Origin of the sequence: Streptomyces sp. NPDC058579, from assembly GCF_042718575.1 — a bacterium.
In the GTDB taxonomy this organism is placed as follows: domain Bacteria; phylum Actinomycetota; class Actinomycetes; order Streptomycetales; family Streptomycetaceae; genus Streptomyces.
Window position 1 is genome coordinate 354,117 of the sequence record NZ_JBHXPI010000002.1, and the last position, 25,430, is coordinate 379,546.

Genomic DNA, 25,430 nt, shown 5'->3' on the forward strand with positions numbered 1-25,430 from the left:
GTGAGCACCGAAGCGTACGTGTACGACGCGATCCGCACCCCGCGCGGTCGGGGCAAGGCCAATGGCGCCCTGCACGGCACCAAGCCCATCGACCTGGTCGTCGGACTCATCCACGAACTCCAGGGCCGCTTCCCCGGCCTCGACCCGGCCGCCATCGACGACATCGTCCTCGGTGTCGTCGGCCCGGTCGGCGACCAGGGCTCCGACATCGCCCGGATCGCCGCCATCGCCGCCGGTCTGCCCGACACCGTCGCCGGCGTCCAGGAGAACCGCTTCTGTGCCTCCGGCCTCGAAGCCGTCAACATGGCCGCGATGAAGGTCCGCTCGGGCTGGGAGGAGCTGGTCCTCGCCGGTGGCGTGGAGTCCATGTCGCGCGTCCCGATGGCCTCCGACGGCGGCGCCTGGTTCGCCGACCCGATGACCAACTTCGAGACCGGTTTCGTGCCCCAGGGCATCGGCGCCGACCTCATCGCCACCATCGAGGGCTTCTCGCGCCGCGACGTCGACGAGTACGCCGCGCTCTCCCAGGAGCGCGCCGCGGCCGCCTGGAAGGACGGCCGCTTCGACCGCTCCGTCGTGCCCGTCACGGACCGCCGCAGCGGCCTGCTCGTCCTCGACCACGACGAGCACATGCGCCCGGGCACCACCGCGGACTCGCTCGCCGCCCTCAAGCCCTCCTTCGCCGCCATCGGCGACATGGGCGGCTTCGACGCGGTCGCGCTGCAGAAGTACCACTGGGTCGAGAAGATCGACCACGTCCACCACGCCGGCAACTCCTCCGGCATCGTCGACGGCGCCTCGCTCGTCGCCATCGGCTCCCGGGCCGTCGGTGAGCGGTACGGTCTCACGCCCCGCGCCCGGATCGTGGCCGCCGCCGTCTCCGGCTCCGAGCCGACCATCATGCTCACCGGACCCGCCCCAGCGACCCGCAAGGCGCTCGCCAAGGCCGGTCTGACCATGGACGACATCGACCTGGTCGAGATCAACGAGGCATTCGCGGGCGTCGTGCTCCGCTTCGTCAAGGACATGGGCATCAGCCTGGACAAGGTCAACGTCAACGGCGGAGCGATCGCGCTCGGCCACCCGCTCGGCGCGACCGGCGCGATGATCCTCGGCACCGTCATCGACGAGCTGGAGCGCCAGGACAAGCGCTACGGCCTGGTCACGCTGTGCGTCGGCGGCGGCATGGGCGTCGCCACCATCGTCGAGCGCGTCTGACCATCCGTCCCTCCCCGACTTCGGAGACACCACACATGAGCGAGAGCACCACCATCCGCTGGGAGCAGGACGAGACCGGCGTCGTCACCCTCGTCCTCGACGACCCCAACCAGTCCGCGAACACCATGAACCAGGCGTTCAAGGACTCCATCGCGGCCATCGCCGACCGCGCGGAGGCCGAGAAGGACTCCATCCGCGGCATCATCTACACCTCCGCCAAGAAGACCTTCTTCGCGGGCGGCGACCTCAAGGACATGGTCCGGCTCCGTCCGGAGGACGCCCGGCTCGCCTTCGACACCGGTACGGAGATCAAGCGCTCCCTGCGCCGCATCGAGACCCTCGGCAAGCCCGTCGTCGCCGCGATCAACGGCGCGGCCCTCGGCGGCGGTTACGAGATCGCCCTCGCCTCCCACCACCGCGTCGCGCTCGACGCGCCCGGCTCCAAGATCGGCCTGCCCGAGGTCACCCTCGGCCTCCTCCCGGCGGGCGGCGGCGTCACCCGTACCGTACGCCTCATGGGCATCGCCGACGCCCTCCTGAAGGTCCTCCTCCAGGGCACCCAGTACTCCCCGCAGCGCGCCCTGGAGAACGGCCTCGTCCACGAGGTCGCGGCCACGCCCGAGGAGATGCTCGCCAAGGCGCGCGCCTTCATCGACGCCCACCCCGAGTCGCAGCAGCCCTGGGACGTCAAGGGGTACAAGATCCCCGGCGGGACGCCGTCGAACCCGCGGTTCGCCGCCAACCTGCCGGCCTTCCCCGCCAACCTGAAGAAGCAGCTGAACGGCGCGCCCTACCCGGCCCCGCGCAACATCCTCGCCTGCGCCGTCGAGGGCTCCCAGGTCGACTTCGAGACCGCGCTGACCATCGAGGCCCGCTACTTCACCGAGCTGGTCACCGGCCAGACGGCGAAGAACATGATCCAGGCCTTCTTCTTCGACCTCCAGGCCGTCAACTCCGGCGCCAACCGCCCCCAGGGGATCGAGCCGCGCCGCGTCCGCAAGGTCGCCGTCCTCGGCGCGGGCATGATGGGCGCCGGCATCGCCTACTCCTGCGCCCGGGCCGGCATCGAGGTCGTCCTCAAGGACGTCTCGGCGGAGTCCGCGGCGAAGGGCAAGGCGTACTCCGAGAAGCTCTGCGACAAGGCCGTCTCCCGGGGCCGTACGACCCAGGCGAAGGCGGACGAACTCCTCGCCCGCATCACCCCGACGGCCGACCCGGCCGACCTCGCGGGCTGCGACGCCGTGATCGAGGCCGTCTTCGAGGACACCGCACTCAAGCACAAGGTCTTCGAGGAGATCCAGGACGTCGTCGACGCGGACGCGCTGCTCTGCTCCAACACCTCGACGCTGCCGATCACCGTCCTCGCCGAAGGGGTCTCCCGCCCGGAGGACTTCATCGGCCTGCACTTCTTCTCGCCGGTCGACAAGATGCCGCTGGTGGAGATCATCAAGGGCGAGCGCACCGGCGACGAGGCGCTGGCCCGCGCCTTCGACCTCGTACGGCAGATCAAGAAGACCCCGATCGTCGTCAACGACTCGCGCGGCTTCTTCACCTCGCGCGTGATCGGCCAGTTCATCAACGAGGGCGTGGCCATGGTCGGCGAGGGTGTCGAACCCGCCTCGATCGAGCAGGCGGCGGCGCAGGCCGGCTACCCGGCCAAGGTGCTCTCCCTGATGGACGAGCTGACCCTCACGCTGCCGCGCAAGATCCGCAACGAGACGCGGCGCGCGGTCGAGGAGGCCGGCGGCACGTGGGCCGGGCACCCCTCGGACGCGGTCATCGACCGGATGGTCGACGAGTTCGGGCGCCCGGGACGCAGCGGCGGCGCGGGCTTCTACACGTACGACGAGACCGGCAAGCGGACCGGCCTCTGGCCGGGGCTGCGCGAGCACTTCGGGCGCCCGGACGTGGAGATCCCGTTCGAGGACATGAAGGAGCGGATGCTCTTCTCCGAGGCGCTGGACTCGGTCCGCTGCCTGGAGGAGAACGTCCTGACCTCGGTCGCCGACGCCAACATCGGCTCCATCATGGGCATCGGCTTCCCGGCGTGGACCGGTGGCGTACTCCAGTACATCAACGGCTACGAGGGCGGCCTGCCGGGCTTCGTGGCACGCGCGCGTGAACTGGCGGAGAAGTACGGCGACCGCTTCCAGCCGCCGGCGCTGCTGGTGGAGAAGGCGGACCGGGGCGAGGTCTTCACGGATGCGTGACGCGTGAAGCCTGACGCCTGAAGCGTGACGTCTCCGCTCCGCTGAACGGCCCCGCCGCGTCACCCCTCGATCGTCCGATCGAGCGTCGCGGCGGGGCCGTCGCGCGCGGGTCCGGGCGAGGGGCGACGGAGCCGCTTACGCTCGCAGCCGATCAAGGAGGTCGGATGCGGGTGAAGACCGGTCGCTGGTTCCGGATCGCCAGGCTTGCCCTGTTGAGCGCGTGCGGCGTCGCCCTGCTCACCGGGTGCGACCCCGACGAGGAGAAGCCGGTGGACCCGACGCCGTCGGTCGTGACCGAGGAGACGTCGCAGGACCCGAACGAGGACCCGGGCGAGGACCCGGGCGAGGATCCGAACGAGGACCCGGGCGGGGACGGGGACACTCGACCCACGGGCGACGGCGACCCGCCGATCGCGCCGCCACCGCCCCCTCCGACGGCCACGCGCACCGACGACGGCGGCCCCAGCAGCGCACCGAGCTTCAGCGAGGCGCCGGGCACCCCCGTGCCGAAGTCGCCCGTGCCACCGCAGCCGCCCGCCCCGCCTGAGCAGCCCGATCCCGACGGCACGTGAGCGAGCCCGAGGAGCACCCGCCGCACGATCAGGAGGCCGTGCGGCGGGCCCGGGGGAGCGATCCGGCGAGCGGCAGCGATCCGACAAGCCCTACCGCGCTTCTGAGGATCGTGATCGCGCAAGGAACGTTCATCGCCGCCCTCATGTTCTACCTGGGGGCGATGTACACCAGCACCTTCTACGCGTACTTCCACCTCTCGCTCGGCGCGCTCGACCTGGGCTTCGGCGAGCTGGTGACGCAGAGCCTCCACATGCTCAAGCTGGAGGTCCTGGTGGCCATCGGCGTGATCGTGCTCCTGGTGACCGGCCCCTGGTTCGGGGACAAGGCCCGCGCGGGCGGGGGATCGGCGTCCCGCGAGCCCTCCCGGGCGGAGGTCCTCGCGAGCCGGCTGCAACTGCCGGTCGTACTCACCGGTGTGGTCCTGCTCGCCCTGTGGACCGAGATCCAGCCCTACGGGTGGGTCGCCCCGCTGATCATCGCGGCCGGGCTCCTCATGGGGCAGTTCCGTGACGCGAGCGGGCGGCGGCCGCAGGGATTCCGGCGCCGGGCCCTACCGGTCTTCGCCGCGGGGGTCTTCGTCTTCTGGGGGCTCACCCAGCTCACTGTGCAGACCGCCGAACGGGACGCCAGGTCCCGCGCCCGCCACGTCACCGAGTGGACCGGCGTGATGCTCCTCAGCAGCCAGCGGCTCGCCTTCCCCACCGGCGAGGTCACGAAGGACGTCCTGCCGAGCGGGGTGCGCCATCGCTACCGCTACACCGGGCTGCGGCTGCTCCTCGAACGCGACGGTCGGTACTACGTCGTCCCCCTGGGGTGGCACGTGGACCGCGACGCGATGTACGTGATCCGGGAGAGCGACGACCTGTGGATCGGCCTGACCCCTGGCACCCTTCCGAAGCTGCTCGGCTAGTCGGCCTCCGCCGCCGGCTCCTCTTCCGTACCGAACGCCGCCCGCAGCTCCTCCCGCAGGGACCGCTGGAACGCGGTCACCAGGGCCTGGATCACCATCGGCTGCATGTGCGCGGAGAGCGACTTCATCGCGGCGACGTGGTCCGGGTCCTCGGCGCTCTCGCGGTACGGGTTCCACACCTCGTCCCGGAAGAGCCGGGAGAGCTCGTGGGCGGCGGCGCGGGCGTGTTCGAGGAGGACCGTGCGAGAGGCGAGGATCGTCTCGTGCGCGATGGGGACGTCGAGGAGCTCCACCCCGAGCCGCAGCAGCGTGGCGTCCAGCCGGAAGACCTCAGGGTCGGCGCCCTTGTCGAGGACGCCCATCGCGGCGAGCCGGTCGACGTCCGCGTCGGTGAGCGCCCGCCCGGCGCGCCGCTCCAGCTCGCGCCGGGTGATCTCCTCGGCGGACTCGGGCGCCCAGGAGGCGACGAGCGCGCGGTGGACGGCGAGGTCCCGTGCGCTGAGGTCGGGCGGCAGCTGGTGCAGATACCGCTCGATGGCGGCGAGCGTCATCCCCTGCCGCTGGAGCTCCTCGATCAGCGCCAGCCGGGAGAGGTGGTCCGCCCCGTAGCGCCCGACCCGCCGCGGCCCGATGACCGGCGGCGGCAGCAGCCCCTTGGTGCTGTAGAACCGTACGGTCCGCACGGTCACACCCGCCCGCGCGGCCAGCTCGTCGACGGTGAACGTCGCCGCCTGCTCCTCGGTCTCGGTACCCATCGGAGACGCCTCGCTTCCGGTGCCGTGCCGTTCCCCATACGCCGTCGGTGCAACAGTATTGCTGTCTCACCGGCGTTGTAAAAGGAGAAGGGCGTCGGAGTCATGTGGGTGAGCCCGGCATGCGGGCGGGCCCGTGCGGGGTGATCATCCGTACATGGCAGGAACTTCCGCACCCTCAGGTCCGGCCGCCGGCGCGGGCTCAGGGGCTCCGCGCCAGAATCTCGCCCTGGCGGCGATGCTCTTCGCGGTGTCCATGACGTTCATCGACCAGACCATCGTGTCGATCGCCGCGCCGAACATCACCTCCGAGCTGGGCCTGTCGGCGTCCGGGATGCAGTGGGTCGTCAATGCCTATCTGCTCGCCCTCGCCGCGTTCTTCGCGCTCGGCGGGCGGCTCTCCGACCTCTTCGGGCACCGGCGGATCATGCTGGTGGGCACCGTGCTGTTCGTCGTCTCGTCGGTGCTGTGCGGCTGCGTTCCCGACAACGGCTTCGCGCAGACCTGGCTCATCCTCTTCCGCGCCACCCAGGGCCTGGGCGCCGCGCTGATGTTCCCGGCGGCGCTGGCCGTCGTCATCGCCGTGTTCCCCGTCGAACGGCGCGGCCGGGCCCTGGCCCTCTTCTTCGGTCTCTCCGGCGCCCTGACCGCCCTCGGCCCCCTGCTGGGCGGCTGGCTCACCCAATGGACCTGGCGGGCGATCTTCTGGGTCAACGTACCGGTCGCGATCATCGCGATCGTGCTCACCGTGCTGGCCCGGATCCCCGAGAGCCGGCGTCGGGAACGCCTCGACGTCGTCGGAGCCGTACTCGTCGCCGCCGGCATGGGCCTGAGCGTGCTGGGCTTCCAGCAGGCCTCGGCCTGGGGCTGGAGCAGCGTCGCGACCTGGGCCTGCATCGTCGGAGGCCTGGTGCTCCTGGTGCTGTTCTTCTTCTACGAGCGCCGTACCGTGCACCCGCTGATCAACTTCGACGTCTTCCGGGACCGGGCCTTCACCGTCGACAACCTGGTGCTGTTCTTCGCGATGCTCGCCTTCGTCCCGGTGTTCTTCTTCGCGTCCGTCTACGCCCAGGTGTCGCTGAGCGCCTCGGCCAACCAGGCCGCGCTGTACCTGCTGTACTTCTTCCTCGGCTTCGGCATCGCCTCCCAGTGGGGCGGCAAGATCCTCGACAAGCGCGGTGCCCGACCGGCCATGAAGATCGGCTGCGCGCTGGGCGCGGTCGGCTTCTACCTCTGGGCCCAGAAGCTGACCGACCTGTCGATGCACGACCAGTGGCCGTACGCGGCCATGGCGGGCGCCGGCATCGGTTTCCTGCTGGCCCCCGCCTCCACCGACGCGGTCAACCGCTCCATCGGCGCCTCGTACGGCGAGGTCACCGGCATCACCCAGACCGTCCGCAACTACGCGGCCGCCATCGGCATGGCCGTTCTCGGCACCATCCTGACCCACGTCTCCACGGACCGGATCACCTCGACGCTCCAGCAGCGCGGCCTGCCGCCGGCCGAGGCCGAAGAGACGGCCCGCCATGTCGCGGAGGCCGTCACCGGCCACCCGGACGGCCAGGCCCCCACCGGCGACGGCCCGGTGGCGAAGGCCCTCCAAGGCGCCGGAGACGCGATCCGCATGGACTTCGCCGAGGCCAACCAGTGGGTCTTCTACGCCATGGCGATCGCCCTCGCCATCGCCTTCCTGTGCGCCCTCGCCCACCCCGGCACCCGGGTCACCAAGGAGCAGCCTGCGCAGAACTGAGGCTGTCAGTGGCGCCTCGTACCGTAGGAGCATGACGGGGACGGGGATTGTGTACGTACGGGGTGACGCCAGCGCGCCGCAGGGCAAGGGCGTCAAGATCATCGCGCATGTCTGCAACGACCTGGGCGGCTGGGGCAAGGGGTTCGTCCTCGCGCTGTCGCGGCGCTGGCCCGAACCGGAGAAGGCCTACCGCGCATGGCACCGGGAGCGGGCGAAGAACGACTTCGGGCTCGGGGCGGCCCAGTTCGTCCAGGTCGAGCCGTACGTGTGGGTGGCCAACCTGGTGGGGCAGCGCGGGATGCGGACCGGGCGGAGTAGCGGTGTGCCCGTTCGGTACGAGGCCATCGACGAGGGACTCGGTCGGCTCGCCGTGAAGGCGGAGGAGTTGGGGGCCTCCGTGCACATGCCTCGGATCGGGTGTGGGCTCGCGGGTGGGAAGTGGGTGCGGGTCGAGCCGTTGGTAGTCGGGCGGCTGGCCGCGCGGGGGATACCGGTGACCGTGTACGACTTCGAGGCGTAGGCGGCGGCCCGCGCGGCGCCTGGCGTGTACCTGCCGCTAGAGTCACGTGCTTGTTCGATTACGGGGTTTGCTCACAGGGGAGGGTCATGTACACGGAACTCAGGGAGACGGCCACGGAGTTGGCCGCAGTCCTGTGGCGGGAGCACACCGTGTACCGGGAGCGCGGGGGCGGTGTCGTGATCCGGGGGGAACACGTGGAGCGCTGGATAAGCCTGGCCCCGACCGGCGGCAGGAACCAGGCGCGGCTGCGCGCCGGCCGCCTCCTGGACGGCGGCACCACGGCACCGGCCCGCTCGGAGATCGTGGTCGACCTCTCCGTCGGTACGACCGAACTGGCCGCGGTCTGCCGCCGCCTGCTCGCCGACGTCGCCGCCGCGGACACCCGGCCGCCACGCGCCCGTACGGACCGCCCTGCCAAGGGCAGGAACAAGGGCAGGAACAAGGCCCCTCGGCCCCGGAAGAGACGTCACACCGGCCTCGCCTCCTGGGCGGTGCTGATATGCGTCGCCGGTGTCGTGGGGCTGTGGGGCTACAGCCTCTTCGGCGGGTAGGCGAAGTGGCCGTGGTGGAGAGGCAGCGCAGCTACGCCGGGGTGATGGTGGGCCAGCTGCTTCTCGCTCTTGTCTGGTGCTTTCCGGGCCCCTTCGGGCTCGTAGTCGGATGCATCGCCTGGAGCCACGGGGAGGACTGGGCCTGGATCGCGCTCGTCGCCGGACTCGCCTTCTCGGTACCCATCCCCTTCATGGCCCGCACGACCGCACGCAGGCAGTTCCCCCGGATCACCCGCCGGGACACGGCCGAGGACGAGGACGTCGTCCCGTACGGCGAGCACACCTTCGTCCTGTGGGCGCCGGAGTCCCCGCAGGGCCATGCGCAGGCACGGCTGGAGCGGGCGGACGTCCTGGAGGCCTCGCTCGTGCGGTACAGCCCCGAGGGCGAGGCGACCTTCACGACCTACCCGGGCACCTACACCCCCAACGAGTTCACGCCCCTGGTCCGCCTGAAGCTGCGGGTGCGCGGCACCGAGGAGTTCGAAGTCACGGACGAGTGGCGGGTGCCGTCCGTCTGTCTGTCGGCGGTCACCGCGGGCCGCCTTGCCGTCCTCGTCGACCCGGCCGGAAAGGTCACCCCTCTCTGGCCGCGCAGCACCCTGCTGGCGGGCACGAGGACCAGCAGAGTCGTCGACCTCGAAGGCCGGCTGACCGACGTCACCCGGTTCACCGGGCGCCAGTTGCGGCAGATGCGGATCTCCCGGGACGTCGGCGGCGTCGAGATGGCCGGCGACACGATCGACCTCCGGCGCCTCGACGCGGCCACGGCGGCTCGGTACACCGCCGTCGCCGAATGGGCCCGTACGTCTCCCGAGGAGCGCGCGCCGGTGACCGAGCCGGGCGAGGAGTCCCGGTGGATCGTGGACGGCCTGCCGGGTGATCCGGCGGCCTTCGGCTCCGTCAGCCGGCGGTGGTCGCGCCGCGGCGGAGTCCTGATCCGCGGCCGGTTCCTCAAGATGAGCCCCACGGACACCTTCCAGGACCACGGGCCGGTCCTCGACACGGTGCTGCGCGTCCAGCCCGTGGACGGCACGCCCGCGTTCGACGCCGCCCGCCGGCTGACCGTGCCCCTGAACTACCTTGCGGTCCTGCACCGCACCAGGGACGTCGTCCTGTACACGAGCCCGAACGGCGGCTCGTACGTCATCGACTGGTCCCGCACCAACCTCCTCGCCGGCACCACCGAGGCGAAGGTCATCGCGCCCGACGGCCGGGAACTCCCCCTCACGGGCCGCCCCGACACGATCTGGGCGCTGATGAACCTGCTGGCTTCCCACGGCCTGTCGACCGTGACCCCCGTCCTGGATCTACGCCAGAATCGGATGCGCGCGGTGGCGGGGGCGGCGATGGACGCCATCGCGTCCACGCTCTAGGCACGCACGACGTCAGAGGGCCTGCAGCCGGGCCCGCAGGAGGCAGAAGGCGTTGCCTTCCGGGTCGGCCAGGACGTGCCAGCTCTCCTCGCCGGTCTGGCCGACGTCGGCGGGCCTGGCGCCGAGGGCGAGCAGCCGCTCCAGTTCGGCGTCCTGGTCACGGTCGGTGGCGTTGACGTCGAAGTGCATGCGGCGAGGCCCGGTCCTGGGCTCGCTGCTCGGGCTGAGGACGAGCGTCGGCTGCGCCCGACCCGATCCGGCCTCCGGCGGCGGCCCGATCTCGATGCTGCCGTCGTCCTCACGGCCGAGTTGGACGTAGCCGAGCACCTCGCTCCAGAACGCGGCGAGCAGCTCGGGGTCGGCGCACTCGATGACCAGCTCACTGATGCGGCATGCCATGCCGGTCAGTGTAGGGACGCGGACCCGGGGCTCAAAGGGACGGCTCGTCCTCGAGCCCCGGGCCGGTCAGCTCAGCTCAGCCCGGTCAGTACGCCGTCACCGGGTAGTGGTCCGACAGGTTCGTGTACGTGTACTGCGTGCCCCAGCTGGAGACCGTCCAGGGCGCGCTCTTCTCCAGGACCACGTTGTTGGTCCAGTTCGCCGGGCGCGCGTTGCCGGAGCGGTACAGGACGTAGTCGAGGTCCTCGCGCGGGTCGTCCGGGTAGCGGTACGAGGCGATCGAGTTCAGCTCCGTGTCGAACGAGTACGGGTGACCCGTGCGCGCGTCCGCGCCCACCAGGCCCGCGTCGGCGAGCATCGTGCCGTACTCGGACGTCCGCGAGTCGACGTTCATGTCGCCGGCCACGATGACCTGCTCGTTCGCCGGGATGTTCTTGGCGTCGAGGAAGGCGTCCATCGCCTTGAACTGGCGGCTGCGCATCTGCGCCGCCTCGCCCGTCGAGCAGCCCGGGTCCGTGGACTGGGCGTGCGTGCCGACGACGTGGACCTTGGTGCCGTTCACGTTGAGGACGGTGTAGACGAAGCCCTTGTTCGAGTACCAGTCCGCGCCGCAGGCGTCCTTGTAGACGTACTGCTCCTTGCGGACGATCGGCCACTTGCTGAGGATCGTCACGCCGCCGTCCTCGGGCGTCGTGGCGGAGTACGCCCCGCTGGTCGCGTCCCAGCCGCTCTTGCTGCGGCCCATGACCGGGGTCTGGTACGGGTACTGGGCGGCCGAGTTCGCCTTGAGCGCGTCCGAGGAGGAGTTGTCGAAGGCCTCCTGGATCACGACCACGTCCTGGCCCTGGTAGAAGGACGCGGCGGGTATCGCCTTGGCCCGGTGGTCCTGGCCCCAGTTGGGGTAGAGCGTCTTGCTGAACAGGAAGGCGTTGTACGTGAGCACCTTCAGCCGGGGCGTCTCGGCGGTGGGGGCGGCGGACGCGCCGGGGGCGGTCGCGGCGAGCGTGGCGGCGGCGAGCGCGCCGGAAACGGCGGCGCCGAGGAATCTGCGGTGGAGCGGGGCGAGCGGGGACACAGGATCTCCCGATTCTGAGTGGGGGTTCGACCGGCGACGCACATGCAATCAGCCCTAGTTACCTTCGGGTAGCCGTTGGATGCCGGGAATCTTGCGAGCCCGGCACGAACATGCCAACTCTGCCGTCAACTCTCCTCCTGATGCCTGAATTGTCGCTTCTTGGACCAGGTAAGATGCGCGCATGACCCTCGCGCAGAATTCGACGATCTTCGACATGGACCTCGGTCCGCTCAACCCCGTCACGGCTGAGCTGATCCTTGGCGTGGTGCTGTTCGCCCTGACCTTCCTGATCCTGGCGAAGGGCATCCTGCCGAAGATCAACCGCACCCTCGCTCAGCGCGAGGACGCCATCGCGGGTGGCGAAGACCGCGCCGACGGCCTCCGTGCCCAGGCCGCGGCGATCCGCGAGCAGTACGAGGCCGAGCTGGCCGAGGCGCGCCACGAGGCCGCCCGCATTCGCTCGCAGGCCACCGAGGAGGGCGCGGCCGCCATCGCCGCCGCCCGTGCCGAGGGCACCCGCGAGCGCGAGGCGATCCTCGCCGCCGGTACGACCGCCATCGCCGCCGAGCGCGAGTCCGCCGAGCGCGAGCTCAACCAGGACGTCGAGGCCTGGGCCCGTGCCCTGGCCGGTCGCATCGTCGGCGAGCCGGTCGGCGCCGACCGCGCCTGACGCACAGCACCGCACCACGCAGGACGCAGCACCGCACCACGTGATCGGGGCCGCGCCCCGGGCCGATGCCCGGGACGCGGCCCCGACTTCTTTGCGCCCTTTGCCGGAAAGGTCCGGAACGGGGCAGGCTGAGTACGTGAGAGGAACCGCCCGCATGACCGAGCCCCACCCGGCCGAGACGCCCCAGCCGCCCCCCGCCGGCGGTGTCCTCTGGAGCGTCGCCGGGGACGTCCGTGGGCTCCTCATGCTGCCCGCCGCCCTCGCCCTCCAGGTCGCCCACCCCGCCGTCGGCGCGGGCGTCGACGAGCACTCCGTCTTCCGCACCGACCCCTGGGGCCGGGGCGAGCGCTCACTGCGCTCCGTACAGCTCTGGGTGTACGGCGGCGAGGCCGCGGCCGAGGAGGGGCGCCGGCTCCGCCGGCTCCACCGGGACATCCAGGGCGTCGACGCCCACGGCCGCAGCTACCACGCGCTCACCCCGGCCCACTACGCCTGGGTGCACGCCACCGGCTTCCCCGTCTACCACCACGGCCTGCGCCTGCTGTACCGCCCGCTCACCGAGGCCCAGGAACGGCAGCTCTACGCCGAGTGGCTCCAGGTCGGCCGCATCCTCGGCATCCACGACCGGGACATGCCCCAGACGGTCGAGGAGTTCTGGCCGTACTTCCGCAAGAGGCTCGGCGAGCTGGAGGCCACCGCCGTCCTGCGCGAGCTGACCGCCGTCGACCAGCCCGTCCCGCCGCCCGACCGGGGCCCGCTGCCGCTGCGGCTGCTGCTCAGGCTCCTGTGGCCGGTGCTCCTGCCCCGCCTCGCCCGCTTCCGCGCCTTCGTCACCGTCGGCCTGATGCCCCCGGACGCCCGCGAGGCCATCGGCCTGGAGTGGACCGACGAGCAGGAGCGCAGGCTCCGCCGCTTCGCCCGGGTCGTACGGGCCGTGGTGCCCGTACTCCCCGAACGGCTGCGCTACCTCCCCCTCGCCCGAAAGGCGCGCCACGAGGCCAGGCTCGCCCGCCGCTGATCCGGGGGCTCCAGGCCAGGCTCGCCCGGCGCTAGGCCGGGCGGCGCATGGCCAGGCTCCAGGCGTCAGGGCTCAGCGCGCCAGGCCGCCGCGCCTGATCACCTCCGCGTACCAGCGCGCGCTGTCCTTCGGTGTACGGCGCTGGCTCGCGAAGTCCACGTGCACGATCCCGAACCGCTTGCCGTAGCCGTACGCCCACTCGAAGTTGTCCAGGAGCGACCACAGGAAGTACCCGCGCAGGTCGACGCCGTCGGAGAGCGCGCGGTGCGCGGCCGCCAGGTGGGCCTCGACGTACGCCACCCGCTCGGGGTCGTGGACCTCGCCCTCCGGGTCGGCGTAGTCGTCGTACGCCGCGCCGTTCTCGGTGATCAGGAGCGGCACCCCGGGCAGCTCGTCACGGAGCCGGACGAGCAGCTCGTACAGCCCGTCCGCGTCCACCGACCAGCCCATCGCCGTACGCGGCCCGGGCGCGGGCTCGAACCGCACCCGGTCCGGCGCGCCGGGCCAGGGCGACGGGGAGTCCGAGACGCCGGCGCCGACGACGGTGGGCGCGTAGTAGTTGACGCCGAGCGAGTCGATCGGGGTGGAGGTCACCTCCAGGTCGCCGTCCCGGACGAAGGACCAGTCCGTGATCCCCGCCGTGTCCTCGACCAGATCGGCCGGGAGGCGGCCGTGGAAGACCGGGTCGAGGAAGATCCGGTTGCCGACGGCGTCGATCCGGCGGGCCGCGTCCCGGTCTTCGGGGGAGTCCGAAAGGGCTCTGATCGCGTGCAGGTTCAGGGTCAGTGAGAGCTCGGCCGAGGCGGGCACGGCCGCGCGCAGCGCCTGGGCGGCCAGGCCGTGGGCCAGGTTGAGGTGGTGGGCGGCGCGCAGGGCGGCCGCGTCGTCGGTACGGCCCGGGGCGTGCACCCCGGAGCCGTAGCCGAGGAAGGCCGCGCACCAGGGCTCGTTGAGGGTCGTCCAGGTGGTGATCCGGTCGCCGAGCGCCTCGGCGGCGAGCCCCGCGTACTCGGCGAAGCGCTCCGCCGTCGCTCGCTCCGGCCAACCGCCCGCGTCTTCGAGCTCCTGAGGCAGGTCCCAGTGGTAGAGCGTGGCGACCGGCCGGATCCCGGCTTCGAGCAGCTCGTCCGCCAGGCCGCGGTAGAAGTCGAGGCCCTTCTGTACGGCCGGGCCGCGCCCGGTCGGCTGGACCCGGGACCAGGAGAGGGAGAAGCGGTAGTCGGTGAGGCCCAGGTCCTTCATCAGGGCCACGTCCTCACGGACCCGGTGGTAGTGGTCGGCGGCGATGTCACCGGTGTCGCCGTTGCGCACCTTGCCCGGCGTACGGCTGAAGGTGTCCCAGATGGACGGGGTGCGGCCGTCCTCGGTGGCGGCCCCCTCGATCTGGTAGGCGGCGGTGGCCGCGCCCCAGCGGAAGCCGTCAGGGAAGAGAGCGTTCATGGAGGGAGAACTCCTGTGAGAGGAAGAGGGTACGGTCGGCCACCTGCTCAGCCCTTGACGGCGCCCTGCATGATGCCGCCGACGATCTGCCGGCCGAGCAGGCCGAAGACGAGCAGCACGGGCAGCGTGCCGAGCAGGGTGCCGGCCATGATCACGGACTGGTCGTGGACGTAGCCGCCGCCGAGCTGGCGGAGGGCGACCTGCACGGTCGGCTCCTGCGAGGACAGCGCGATGATCGGCCAGAAGAAGTCGTTCCAGGCGGCCATGAAGGTGAGCAACCCAAGCACGGCCATGCCGGGCCGGGCTACGGGCACCACGATCGACCAGAAGATCCGTGCCGAGGACGCCCCGTCTACCCGGGCCGCCTCGATCAGCTCGTCCGGCAGCGACTGCACCAGGTACTGGCGCATGAAGAACACGCCGAAGGCCGAGACGAGACCGGGCAGGATCACGGACTGCAGCTGGTTCACCCAGCCCAGCTCGGCGATGAGCATGAAGAGCGGGATGACGCCGAGCTGCGGCGGGATCATCATCGTGCCGACGGTGATCGTGAGCAGCGCGCCCCGGCCCCGGAAGCGCAGCTTGGCGAAGGCGAACCCGGCCAGGGTGCAGCAGAGCACCGTGCCGACGGTGATCGAGCCGGAGACGACGAGCGAGTTGAACAGCGCCTTGCCGATGTCCGCCTCCTCCATCACCGCCTCGAAGTTGCGCATCAGGTTCGGGCCGGGCAGCAGCGTCGGCGGCACCTGCGCGAGATCGGCGTTGGAACGGCTGGCGGCGACGATCGTCCAGTAGAACGGCAAGGCCGAGACAAGGACGGCGAGGATCAGGACGGCGTACGTGATCCGGCCCCCGCGCCCGGTACGGCCGGCGACACGGGTGGTCACGCGCGGCCCTCCTTCCGTGAACGGCGCCGCACGATCAGGGCGTTGACCCCGACGAGGACGAGAATGAGCAGGAACATCAGCCAGGCGATGGCGGCGGCGCGGCCGAGATGGAAGAAGCCCCAGCCCTGTTCGTAGAGGTAGAGCCCGAGCGTCTGGTACTGGTGCGAGATGCCGCCCGAGATCGACCCCTCGAAGAGCAGTGGCTCACCGAAGAGTTGGGTCGCGCCGATCGTGGAGACGACGGTGGTGAAGACGATCGTGGGGCGCAGTCCGGGCAGCGTGACGTGGAAGAACTGCCGCCAGCGCGAGGCCCCGTCCATCTCCGCCGCCTCGTACAGCTCGGAGGGGATGGACTGCATGCCCGCGAGGTAGATCAGCGCGTTGTAGCCGGTCCAGCGCCAGACGACGATCGAGGAGACCGCGATCTGCGAGGCGACCGTGTTGTTCTGCCAGTCGACGGGGTCGAAACCGACCAGTGAGAGCGCGTAGTTGACGAGTCCGTAGTCGTGCCCGAAGAGCTGGGCGAAGACGAGGGTGGCGGCGGCGACGGAGGTCGCGTAGGGCAGCAGCATCGCCGTGCGGAAGAACGTCCGGCCACGGAGCTTGTAGTTGAGCAGATGGGCGAGGCCGAGCGCCATGGCGAGCTGGGGCACGGTGGACAGGACCCCGATGGTGAACGTGTTGCGGAGCGCGGTCCAGAAGAACTCGTCGGTGAGCAGCGCCGTGTAGTTGCCGAATCCGCGCCACTCCATGTCGCCGGGGGTCTGCAGCTCGACGCGGTAGAGCGAGACGAACGCGGTGTAGAGGAGCGGGAAGAGGCCGAAGGCGGCGAACAGGGTGAAGAACGGGGCGATGTAGGCGTACGGGACGAGCGCGGACCGTCTGCGGCGGCGCGCCGGTCCGGGGGGCCGGGCCGGCGACGGCGGGACGGGTGCCGCCGTCGGCCCGGAGGCGGTCAGGGTCACGGTGCGGCCCTTCGGGTCGGATGAGCGGGTGTGCGGTGTGCTGCGGGCACGGAGGGGGTGGGGGCCGGAAACCCGGCCCCCGGGCCCCGACCGTCATCCGACCGCGTTCTCGACGCCCTTCTGGGCGTTGGACCACGCCTTCTCCGGCGAGGTGCCCTTGCGCTCCACCTCGCTCAGCGCGTTGGTGATCTGGTCGGCGACGTTCTTGTCGTGGACCCCGAGCACCTGCACCGGGGCGGCCTTGGCCGCGTCGCCGAAGATCTGCCCGATCGGGGCGCCGGAGAAGTACGGGTCGGTCGCCGTCGCGACCTTGGAGATGGCGCCCGTCGAGGACGGGAAGTTGCCCTGCTTCGTGAAGAGCGTGGCCTGCTGCTCGGGGGCGGTGAGCCACTTGATCAGCTCGTACGCCTCCTTCTTGTGCTTCGCCGCGCGCGGTACGGAGAGGTAGGAGCCGCCCCAGTTCCCGGCGCCACCGGGCAGCTTGGCGATGTCCCACTTGCCCTTGCCCGCGTCACCGGCCTGGCCCTTGATGTAGCCGAGCATCCACGCGGGGCAGGGGAGCGTCGCGAAGGAGCCGGTGGAGAAGGCCTGGTTCCACTGCGGGGACCACTGGTCGAGCTTGGCGCTCAGCCCGTCCTGCGCGGCCTTCGTCGAGGCGTCCCAGGCGGTCTTCACGGCGGGGCTCTCGGCGTAGATGAGCTTCCCGGAGGCGTCGTAGTACCGCTCCTTCTCCTGGCCGATCATGACCGCGTAGAGGCTGCCGACGCTGTCCACCCAGGCGCTCTTGGCCGGGGCCTTGGCCTTGTACTGCTCGCCGAGCTGCAGATAGCCGTCCCAGGTGGCCCACTTCTGCGCCAACTCGGTGCGGTCCGTGGGGAGTCCGGCCTGCTTGAACAGGTCGGTGCGGTAGCACATGGCCTCCGGGCCGACGTCCGTGCCGAGGCCGAGGACCTTGCCGTCCTTGGTGGTCGCGGCGGACCACTTGGCGTCGGCGAACTCGCCCTTCAGCGCGTCCGCGCCGTACTTCGTCAGGTCCTCGAACTTGTCCGCCTGCTGCTGGGTGACGGAGGCGATCCGGCCGACCTCGATGCCCTGGACGTCGGCGAGCCCGCCCCCGCCGGCCAGCCGGGTCTGGAGCGACTTCCAGTAGTCCTGCTCGTCCTCGGTGTCGGACTGCTTGATCGTCACATTGGGGTGGAGCTTCTCGTACGCGGCGTAGAGCCCGGCCTCCTTGTAGCCGAACGAGCCGAAGAGGTCGACGGTGATCGTGACCTTTCCGCCCGCGCTGTCGGACGTGCCGTCGGATCCCCCGGATCCGCAGGCGGCGAGCAGGGCCCCGGTGAGGACGACCGCGCCGATCCGTACGGCGGTGGTCCGCACGGCGGTCGTTCTGGCGGCTCGGGCAGGGGTGCGCATGGGAAGCCTCCGTCTTGAGAGCGCTCTCAGGAATGCGTCTGGAGCGTGCCTCTCTGGCCCGGTTCCCGTCAAGAGTCGAACGCGTAACAGCTCGGCCTACGCCGTGACTTGTCCCCGCTCTTCAGGAGCCGTACACCGCGAAATCCAGTGCGGAGGAGGGGCGGATGAGGCTCAGGCCGAGGCTCGGCGGACCAGTTCCGTGGCGGTGATCACGGGCTCGGGCACGCCCGTGCCGTCGAGGGTGCCCATGAGCAGCCGTACCATCAACCGGCCCATGCCCTCGATGTCCTGACGGACCGTCGTGAGCGGGGGATCGGTCGCCTCGGCCACCTGGAGCATGTCGTCGAAGCCGACGAGCGCCACGTCGTCCGGGACGCGCCGGCCCTGCTCACGCAGCACCCGCAGCGCGCCCGAGGCCATCAGGTCGTTGGCGGCGAAGACGCCGTCCAGATCGGGGCGGCGGCGCAGGAGCTCGGCCATCGCGCGCGCCCCGCTCTCCTCCGTGAACGCCCCCTCGGCCACCAGCTCCGGCCCGGCTTCCGGCAGTTCGTCACGGTATCCGGCGAGCCGGTCGAGCGACGAGGTCTGGTCGCCGGGGCCGGTGATGTGCGCGATGGTGCGGCGCCCCAGCGAGCGCAGATGGCGCACGGCGTCTCGGGCCCCGCCCCGGTTGTCGCAGTCGACGTAGGGCACCGTGGGGTCGCCGACGGGCGTCCAGCCGGGCCGCCCGCCGAAGACCGTCGGCACCTGGGCGCGCCGGACGATCTCCGGGAGCTGGTCGTCGGTGTGCAGCGAGAAGGCGAGCGCCCCGTCGACGTGCCCGCCGCCGAGGTACCGCGCGATCCGCTCGTGGTCGCCCGGACCCTCCACCCAGAGCAGGACCAACTGTGCGTCGTGAGCGGTCAGTTCGCGGCTGATGCCGCGCACCTGCTGCTCGAAGAACGGGTCGGAGAAGATCCGGAACTCGGGCTCGGCGATGATCACGGCGACGGCCCCGTTGCGCCGGGTCACCAGCGTCCGCGCGGCGTGGTTGGGGACGTAGCCGAGCTCGGCGACGGCCTCGCGCACCTTCTCGGCGAGCGCCTCGCGTACCCCGGCGCCGCCGTTGACGACCCGGGAGACCGTTGCCCGGGACACCCCGGCGCGCTCGGCCACGGCTTCCAGGGTCGGGCGCGTCCCGGACGTCGTTTCGCTCAAGGCTGGCTCCCCACGGGCACGATGCTGCGACGGTGCTGACAGCGTCGAGGGTAACCCCTGGTGGAGCGGGCGAGGGCGGAGATCGAAAGCGCTCTCAGACGGGCCGGGCTCAGGCCGGCTGGTCTCGGACGGGCCGGGCTCACGACGGCAGGTCTTTGGCGGGCCGGGCTCAGACGACCCGTCTCTCAGACGGGCCGGGCTCAGCGCGCCGGCCGCAGCACGTCCACGTCCGGCAGCGCCCGGTGGCGGTGGTGGGCCGCCGCGACCTCGGCGAGCGCGGGGCGGCCGAGCTCCCGGTACGCGACGGCCAACAGCTCGCTCGCGTACTCCTCGTGCTCCGCCCGGCCGTACGACGCGCGGTGCAGGTCCCGGCCGAGCACCAGCGCCTCCGCCGGATCGCCCGCCGCCGCCCTCCGCAGGGCCTCGTCGCGGGCCGCCCGGACCGCCTCTGCGTCGTCGAGGAGGTCCTCCATGAAGGTGCCGAAGCGGTGGACGTCGGCCGCGCCATGGGGTGGACGGTCGAGGACCGTCGCCCCGGAGAGCAGAGCCCCCGCGCCGTCCATGGTCGTGATCCGGGCAGCGTCGACGGGCGGCCGCCGGTACACGTACGCCTCGGAGTACGCGAGCCCCGTCTCCGTACGCTCCCCGGTCTCGAAGCCGGTCATGACCTCCCGCAGCCGCCCCAGGTCGGCGAGGCGGGCGAGTTCCGCCTCGTCCCCGTCGGCCGCGTAGTCGGCGAGATCACGGTGAACCGCCTCGATCCGCGCCCGCACGGCCTCCAGCGGGGTGCGGTGGCACCGCTCGATCCCCTCGCCGTCGTCGGTGTAGTACGAGGCGACTCCGTCGCACGTGCGCCCGTCGTCGGACCAGAGCCCGAAGTGCAGGCCGTCGGAACCGCCGTGCAGGAAGGTGAGGAACTCCGGCGGATCGCGGTAGTACCGCCCGTGCACCCGGATGTCGAGACCGTCCCGGGGGAGCGCCGACGGGTCCGCGAAGAGGTCCATCACGCCGTACGGCGCGAGTTCCAGGTCCCTCAGTGCCCGCTGCTCGACGGGTCCGAGTGCGGCGAGGAAGTCGGCGAACCGGAAGAAGGAGTCCGGCAGTTCGAGCCCCCACTCCGCGCCGACCCGCCGCGCGACGGCCTCCCGCACCGCCGGGTCCCCGTACCGCTCCGCCTTCGTCTCCACCGCCACTGCCCCGCTCCCGCCTGCCGCTCCGTACGGCCGGTGAGCCTACCCCCGGCACACGTACGCGCCCCGCGCCCACCCCTGAGGGCGGCGCGGGGCGCGTACGCGACGGCTCAGTGACCGCTGTGACTGTCGTGACCCTCGGGGCCGCCGTGCTCGTGGATCGTGTTCGTCTCCGCGATCTTCTTCCAGGACTTCGGCTGAACGGGCTTCGGCTGAACGGGCTTCGGCTGCGCGGGCTTCGCCGGCTCGGCCGTCGCCGGCGCGGCGGAAGAGGCAGCCGGAGCAGTCGCCGAGCGGGCCGTCCGGGCCGAGACGCCCGCCTCGGCCGCCGTCGACGCGGCCGGCTTCACCGGTTCGTACAGCCAGGTGTCGAAGAGCTCGGCCAGCGGCTTGCCCGAGACGCGCTCCGCGTACTTCACGAAGTCCTTGACCTTCGCGTTGCCGTACGCGAACTCCGTCGGCCAGCCCTTCAGGATCGCGAAGAAATCCTCGTCACCGATCTCGTTGCGCAGCGCCTGGAGCGCCAGCGCGCCCCGGTCGTAGACGGCGATGTGGAACTGGTTGTCCGGACCCGGGTCGCCCGGAGCGACAGTCCAGAACGGGTCCTCGGCGGTACGGGTCTGGTAGACGTAGTCCGCCAGTTCCTGCGCCGTGCCTTCGCCCTCCTTCTCCGACCACAGCCACTGGCTGTAGCGGGCGAAGCCCTCGTTGACCCAGATGTCCTTCCACCGGTCGACCGAGACGCTGTCGCCGTACCACTGGTGCGCCAGCTCGTGGACGACGACGGACACGTTCGCCCCGTTGGAGAACTGCCGGGGGCTGTAGAACGGCCTGGTCTGTGTCTCCAGCGCGTATCCGCTGGTCACGTTGGGGACGTAGCCGCCGAGCGCGTTGAAGGGGTACGGCCCGAACACCTCCTCCAGCCACTCCGCGACCTCGGTGGTCCGCTCGATCGAGGCCCGGGCCGCGCCCGCGTTGTCGCCGAGGTCCTTGCTGTACGCGTTGAGGACCGGGAGCCCGTTCGCGGTCCTGTCCGTGGTGATGTCGAACTTGCCCACCGCGAGCGTGGCCAGATAGGTCGCCTGGGGCTTGTTGGAGCGCCAGTTGAAGCGGGTCCAGCCGAGCCGCGAGGACTGCGACTGGAGCACGCCGTTGCTGATGGCCTGCGTGCCGTCCGGCACGGAGACCGAGACGTCGAAGGTCGCCTTGTCCAGGGGGTGGTCGTTGGACGGGAACCACCAGGCGGCCGAGTCCGGCTCCTGGGCGGCCACACCGCCGTCGGGGGTGCGGTGCCAGGCGGTCCAGCCGCCGATCTTCACCTCGGAGGGCTTGCCCGCGTACCGCACGACGACCGAGATCGTCCGGTTCTTCTCCAGCGGGGTCGCCGGGGTGATCTCCAGCTCCTGCTCGCCGCTGGTGGCGAACCGGGCCTTCTTGCCGTTCACCCGCACCTCGCTGACCTTCAGACCGAGGTCCAGGTTGAAGCGGGAGAGGTTCTGCTTGGTAGTGGCGAGGATCGTCGCCGTGCCCTCCAGGAGGTCGGTCGCGGGCTGGTAGGTCAGCCGCAGGTCGTAGTGGGAGACGTCGTAGCCGCCGTTGCCACTGGCCGGGTAGTAGGGGTCGCCGATGCCCGATGCGCCCGGAACGTAGTCGGCGGCGGATGCCGGGATCGCCAGCAGGAGGGACGCCGCGAGTGCGCTCGGAACGACAAGTCTGCGGTGCACGAGAGCTCCAAGTCGGTAAGAAGCATGCATGGTGTTCGGTCCTTAGCGACGCTATTCAGCGCGGTGATGCCCCGTCACGTCCAGAGGACCTCCTTTCACACGATCGCCATTCGGCCGAAACGGACCCTCAGGCCCCATTCGTGCGTCCCCGCTCCCGACGGCACTCTTTTGCGCGGGAGTTGACGGGGGTACGTTCCGCCCCATGCCGATACGTGTGCGGAGAACCCGCGGAGCCCGTCCGTCGCGCAGAACCCTCGCCGTGGCCGCCACGGCCGCCCTGCTGTCCGCCCTCGTCTCCCCGTCAGGCGCACTCGCCGCGGACACCCGAGCAGGCGACCGGACCGTACGCGAGTCCAAGCCGGTGTACTCCTACGGCGACGCGATACGCGAGTCCGTCTGGGTGGACACCGGTCTCGACGGCGACGGCGACGGTCGCACCGACCGGGTCGCCGCCGACATCGTCCGCCCGCGCGAGACCGCGGCGACCGGCCGGAAGATCCCGGTCATCATGGACGCCAGCCCGTACTACGCCTGTTGCGGACGCGGCAACGAGAGCCAGAAGAAGACCTACGACGCCGCCGGGAAGCCGGTCCAGTTCCCGCTCTTCTACGACAACTACTTCGTGCCGCGCGGCTACGCCTTCGTCGCCGTCGACCTCGCCGGCACCAACCGCTCCGACGGCTGCGACGACGTCGGCGGCCGCTCCGACGTCCAGTCCGCCAAGGCGGTCGTCGACTGGCTGAACGGCCGCGCGCGCGGCTACACGACCCGTACCGGCTCCGAGCGGGCGAAGGGCACGACCTGGTCCACCGGCAAGGTCGGCATGATCGGCAAGAGCTGGGACGGCACCGTCGCCAACGGCGTAGCCGCCACGGGGGTCGAGGGCCTGGAGACGATCGTCCCGATCGGGGCGATCTCCTCCTGGTACGACTACTTCCACTCCCAGGGCGCCCCGCTCTACAACGCCAACCCGAGCTGGCTCTCCGAGTACGTCAACAGCCCCGAGGCGGCCGCCCGTTGCGGCGCAGTTCAGGAGCGCGTCACCGCCGGTACCCCCTACAGCGGGGACTGGACGCCCGCGTGGAGCGAGCGGAACCACGTCCCGGACGCCCGGAAGGTGAAGGCGAGCGTCTTCGTCGTGCACGGGCAGCAGGACCTCAACGTCCGTGCCAACCAGTTCGGCCAGTGGTGGGACGCCCTCGCCGCGCAGGGCGTCGAGCGCAAGATCTGGCTCTCCCAGACCGGCCACGTCGACCCCTTCGACTTCCGGCGCGCCGACTGGGTCCGCACCCTGCACCGCTGGTTCGACCACCAGCTCCTCGGCTACGACAACGGCATCGACCGCGAGCCGATGGCCGACATCGAGCGCGCCCCGGACCGCTGGACCACCGACCCAGTCTGGCCGCCGCGTGCCACCGAGCGCACCACCCTGCGCCCCGGCACCGGCCAGGAGCCCCGCGCCGGCACCCTCGGCAGGACCCCCGCGGCCCCCGGCGCCACGGAGACCTTCACCGACGACCCGGCCCTCGGCGAGACCGACTGGGCGGCCCGGATCGACGACCCGACCTCAGCCCAGGCCGGCTTCACCACCCGGCCGCTAGCCCGTGACCTGCGGCTCTCCGGGTCCTCCACGGTGACCGTCACGGCCACCCCGACGACCGCGACCGCCCATCTGTCGGCCGTACTCGTCGACCTCGGCCCCGATACCATCCGGGACTACGGCGCCCCCGGCGAGGGCATCACCACCCTCACCGAACGGACGTGCTGGGGCGCGAGCACCGACGGCGACTCCGCCTGCTTCAAGGAGACGAAGGCCCGGACGGCGGACGTCGGGTACACGGTGGTCAGCCGGGGCTGGGCGGACCTGGGCACCTGGGCGAACCCCGAGCAGGGCCGCCCGCTGACCCCCGGCAGGGCGTACACGATCACGCTCAAGCTCGCGGCCACCGACCACGTCGTCCCGGCCGGCCACCGGCTCGCCCTGATCGTCGGCGGCACGGACAAGGACCTCCTCGATCCTCCGTCGACCACCCCGACGCTCACCCTCGACCTCGCCAGGACCTCGGCGAAACTGCCGCTCGTCGGCGGCGTCGAGGCGTTCACGCGGGCGACGGCCGGTACGGTCGACGCACGCTCGGCGCAGGCCGGGTGGCCGCTCACGGGTGTCGGGCCCGCCCGCCCGGGCATCCCCGTCCCGGGTGAGGCCCGATGACCCGCGCACCAAGCCACCGCCCCGTGCGGCGCACGCTCGCCCTCGTCGCGGGCGTCACCGCCCTCGGCCTCCCGCTGGTCGCCGTGCCCGCGGAGGCGCACGGCGGGGCCGCCCCGGCGCAGCCCCCGCGGACCGGCTTCGAGACCAGCAACGGCGCCCGGTGGACGACCGAGGCGGAGGAGAGCTCCTTCCTCGCCGCCGTCGACCGGGCGAGTGACCGGGTTGCGGTGCGGACCGTCGGAACGACCGAGCAGGGCCGTCCGATCCGGCTCGCCACGGTCGGCGCGCGGGCGACGGGCACCACCGTGCTCCTCGTCTGCTCGCAGCACGGTGACGAACCGTCGGGCCGGGAGGCGTGCCTGACCACGGTGCGCGACCTGGCGTTCGCGCGGGACAAGGAGACCCGGCGCTTCCTCGCCCGTACGACCGTCCTCGTCGTCCCCACGGCCAACCCGGACGGCCGCGAGGCCGACACCCGGGGCAACGCCGACGGGATCGACGTCAACCGCGACCACCTCGCCCTGCAGACGGCCGAGGGCCGGGCGCTCGCCGCGCTCATCCGCGACCGGCGCCCCGAACTGGTCTACGACCTGCACGAGTACGACGGCACCTCGCCGTACTACGACAAGGACCTGCTCGCCCTCTGGCCGCGCAACCTCAACACCGACGCCCATGTGCACGACGAGGCCCACACCCTGTCGGAGTCCTACGTCCGGTCTGCCGCCGGGATCTCCGGCTTCAGCAGCGGCATATACGGGATCTGGACCGACCCGCACACGGGTCAGCCCGTGAAGCAGGTCGCGGGCGACGGCCAGGAGCGCATCCTGCGCAACACGGCCGGCGTGAAGCACTCCGTCGGCCTGCTCGTCGAGACCCGGATCGAGGCCCTCACCCAGGCCGAGGCCGACGACGACGCGCGCAACAAGCGGCGCCGGGTGACCACCCAACTCGTCTCGCTGAAGGGCGCGTTCGCGTACGTCGACGAGCGGCGCGGCGTCCTCGGCGCGGCCACGGCGGCGGCCCGTCACACGGGCTTCGCCGACCGGGGACCGGTCATGCTCGGCGGCGCCGACAACGACCCCGCCGAACCCGCCGAGATCCTCCAGGACCCGCCCTGCGGCTATCGCCTGGACGCCGCGCAGTACGCCGAGTTCGGCGACGAGCTGGCGCTGCACGGGATCACGGTCCGGCGGGACACCGACGGGGTGTTGGTGCCCCTGCGCCAGTCCGGGCGCGCCCTCGTCCCGCTGCTGCTCGACGGCCGGGCGGAGTACCGGCTCACCACCGGACGGCCGGTGGAGGTCTGTTGACGGGCTGACGAACTGACGGGCTGACGGGTCGGCGAACTGACGGTCTGAGTTGGTCCCGGAACTGGCGTGT

General features: G+C 71.5%; 22 protein-coding genes. 12 read left to right on the top strand and 10 right to left on the bottom strand.

The features are described 5' to 3' along the window. The 4 genes from ACFWRO_RS04480 (at position 1) to ACFWRO_RS04495 (ending at position 4,911) form a co-directional block, all read left to right on the top strand. A complete protein-coding gene (locus ACFWRO_RS04480; RefSeq protein WP_384504202.1) occupies positions 1 to 1,218 on the top strand; it encodes an acetyl-CoA C-acetyltransferase in 1,218 nt (405 codons plus the stop codon). 35 nt (positions 1,219 to 1,253) lie between these two features. Then, entirely contained in the window at positions 1,254 to 3,428 is a 2,175-nt protein-coding gene (locus ACFWRO_RS04485; RefSeq protein ID WP_384504204.1) for a 3-hydroxyacyl-CoA dehydrogenase NAD-binding domain-containing protein, read from the top strand. A gap of 164 nt (positions 3,429 to 3,592) precedes the next feature. Beyond that, positions 3,593 to 4,000 carry a hypothetical protein gene (locus ACFWRO_RS04490; RefSeq protein WP_384504206.1) on the top strand — a complete coding sequence of 136 codons (408 nt, stop codon included), beginning with the start codon at positions 3,593 to 3,595 and terminating at the stop codon, positions 3,998 to 4,000. After that, positions 3,997 to 4,911, top strand: coding sequence for a hypothetical protein (locus ACFWRO_RS04495; RefSeq protein WP_384504208.1), 915 nt, complete (start codon positions 3,997 to 3,999; stop codon positions 4,909 to 4,911). Before ACFWRO_RS04490 ends, ACFWRO_RS04495 begins: the two co-directional genes overlap by 4 nt. Here the strand turns inward: ACFWRO_RS04495 and ACFWRO_RS04500 are convergent. Next, complete coding sequence (locus ACFWRO_RS04500; protein WP_384504209.1) at positions 4,908 to 5,666, bottom strand: MerR family transcriptional regulator; 759 nt, start codon at positions 5,664 to 5,666, stop codon at positions 4,908 to 4,910. The two genes, ACFWRO_RS04495 and ACFWRO_RS04500, sit on opposite strands and share 4 nt — an antisense overlap. Positions 5,667 to 5,820: 154 nt before the next feature. Between ACFWRO_RS04500 and ACFWRO_RS04505 the strand changes: the two genes are divergently transcribed. From ACFWRO_RS04505 to ACFWRO_RS04520, 4 genes are all read left to right on the top strand, one after another. After that, positions 5,821 to 7,413, top strand: a complete 1,593-nt coding sequence (locus ACFWRO_RS04505; RefSeq protein WP_384504211.1) for an MFS transporter — start codon at positions 5,821 to 5,823, stop codon at positions 7,411 to 7,413. Positions 7,414 to 7,444: 31 nt separating this feature from the next. Beyond that, a complete protein-coding gene (locus tag ACFWRO_RS04510; RefSeq protein WP_384504213.1) occupies positions 7,445 to 7,933 on the top strand; it encodes a macro domain-containing protein in 489 nt (162 codons plus the stop codon). A gap of 86 nt (positions 7,934 to 8,019) precedes the next feature. After that, positions 8,020 to 8,484 (top strand): hypothetical protein, encoded by a 465-nt coding sequence (locus tag ACFWRO_RS04515; protein WP_384504215.1) that lies wholly within the window; start codon positions 8,020 to 8,022, stop codon positions 8,482 to 8,484. Between the two features lie 11 nt (positions 8,485 to 8,495). Then, positions 8,496 to 9,857, top strand: coding sequence for a hypothetical protein (locus ACFWRO_RS04520; RefSeq protein ID WP_384504216.1), 1,362 nt, complete (start codon positions 8,496 to 8,498; stop codon positions 9,855 to 9,857). Between the two features lie 12 nt (positions 9,858 to 9,869). Here the strand turns inward: ACFWRO_RS04520 and ACFWRO_RS04525 are convergent, their stop codons facing one another. Together ACFWRO_RS04525 and sph are read right to left on the bottom strand one after the other, a co-directional pair. Then, positions 9,870 to 10,256: a VOC family protein gene (locus ACFWRO_RS04525; RefSeq protein WP_384504218.1), complete on the bottom strand. Its 387-nt coding sequence runs from the start codon at positions 10,254 to 10,256 to the stop codon at positions 9,870 to 9,872. An 85-nt stretch (positions 10,257 to 10,341) separates the two neighbouring features. Next, positions 10,342 to 11,331, bottom strand: a complete 990-nt coding sequence (gene sph / locus ACFWRO_RS04530; RefSeq protein ID WP_384504220.1) for a sphingomyelin phosphodiesterase — start codon at positions 11,329 to 11,331, stop codon at positions 10,342 to 10,344. A 181-nt stretch (positions 11,332 to 11,512) separates the two neighbouring features. Here sph and ACFWRO_RS04535 point away from each other — a divergent pair, with 181 nt between their 5' ends. After that, positions 11,513 to 12,001 carry a hypothetical protein gene (locus tag ACFWRO_RS04535; RefSeq protein ID WP_384504222.1) on the top strand — a complete coding sequence of 163 codons (489 nt, stop codon included), beginning with the start codon at positions 11,513 to 11,515 and terminating at the stop codon, positions 11,999 to 12,001. A gap of 154 nt (positions 12,002 to 12,155) precedes the next feature. Then, entirely contained in the window at positions 12,156 to 13,019 is an 864-nt protein-coding gene (locus ACFWRO_RS04540; RefSeq protein WP_384504224.1) for an oxygenase MpaB family protein, read from the top strand. Between the two features lie 72 nt (positions 13,020 to 13,091). On the opposite strand, the gene ACFWRO_RS04545 is transcribed toward ACFWRO_RS04540, so the two are convergent. The 7 genes from ACFWRO_RS04545 to ACFWRO_RS04575 all read right to left on the bottom strand — a co-directional run bounded on the left by ACFWRO_RS04545 (position 13,092) and on the right by ACFWRO_RS04575 (position 21,838). After that, entirely contained in the window at positions 13,092 to 14,459 is a 1,368-nt protein-coding gene (locus tag ACFWRO_RS04545) for a GH1 family beta-glucosidase (protein WP_384504226.1), read from the bottom strand. 47 nt (positions 14,460 to 14,506) lie between these two features. Beyond that, the gene (locus tag ACFWRO_RS04550) at positions 14,507 to 15,346 is read right to left on the bottom strand and encodes a carbohydrate ABC transporter permease (RefSeq protein WP_384504228.1); all 840 of its coding nucleotides are present in this window, start codon (positions 15,344 to 15,346) and stop codon (positions 14,507 to 14,509) included. Continuing rightward, positions 15,343 to 16,311 carry a carbohydrate ABC transporter permease gene (locus ACFWRO_RS04555; protein WP_384504229.1) on the bottom strand — a complete coding sequence of 323 codons (969 nt, stop codon included), beginning with the start codon at positions 16,309 to 16,311 and terminating at the stop codon, positions 15,343 to 15,345. The genes ACFWRO_RS04550 and ACFWRO_RS04555 overlap by 4 nt, the downstream gene beginning before the upstream one ends. A 93-nt stretch (positions 16,312 to 16,404) precedes the next feature. Continuing rightward, positions 16,405 to 17,727 carry an ABC transporter substrate-binding protein gene (locus ACFWRO_RS04560; RefSeq protein ID WP_384504231.1) on the bottom strand — a complete coding sequence of 441 codons (1,323 nt, stop codon included), beginning with the start codon at positions 17,725 to 17,727 and terminating at the stop codon, positions 16,405 to 16,407. Between the two features lie 171 nt (positions 17,728 to 17,898). Then, positions 17,899 to 18,924: a LacI family DNA-binding transcriptional regulator gene (locus ACFWRO_RS04565; RefSeq protein ID WP_384504233.1), complete on the bottom strand. Its 1,026-nt coding sequence runs from the start codon at positions 18,922 to 18,924 to the stop codon at positions 17,899 to 17,901. Between the two features lie 200 nt (positions 18,925 to 19,124). Then, on the bottom strand, positions 19,125 to 20,117 hold the full coding sequence (locus tag ACFWRO_RS04570; protein WP_384504235.1) for a hypothetical protein: 993 nt from the start codon (positions 20,115 to 20,117) through the stop codon (positions 19,125 to 19,127). Positions 20,118 to 20,224: 107 nt separating this feature from the next. Continuing rightward, the gene (locus ACFWRO_RS04575) at positions 20,225 to 21,838 is read right to left on the bottom strand and encodes a M1 family metallopeptidase (RefSeq protein ID WP_384504237.1); all 1,614 of its coding nucleotides are present in this window, start codon (positions 21,836 to 21,838) and stop codon (positions 20,225 to 20,227) included. A gap of 202 nt (positions 21,839 to 22,040) precedes the next feature. Here ACFWRO_RS04575 and ACFWRO_RS04580 point away from each other — a divergent pair, with 202 nt between their 5' ends. Both ACFWRO_RS04580 and ACFWRO_RS04585 read left to right on the top strand, forming a co-directional pair. After that, the gene (locus ACFWRO_RS04580; protein ID WP_384504239.1) at positions 22,041 to 24,050 is read left to right on the top strand and encodes a Xaa-Pro dipeptidyl-peptidase; all 2,010 of its coding nucleotides are present in this window, start codon (positions 22,041 to 22,043) and stop codon (positions 24,048 to 24,050) included. Beyond that, positions 24,047 to 25,360: a M14 family metallocarboxypeptidase gene (locus tag ACFWRO_RS04585; RefSeq protein ID WP_384504241.1), complete on the top strand. Its 1,314-nt coding sequence runs from the start codon at positions 24,047 to 24,049 to the stop codon at positions 25,358 to 25,360. Before ACFWRO_RS04580 ends, ACFWRO_RS04585 begins: the two co-directional genes overlap by 4 nt. Positions 25,361 to 25,430 lie beyond the last annotated feature (70 nt).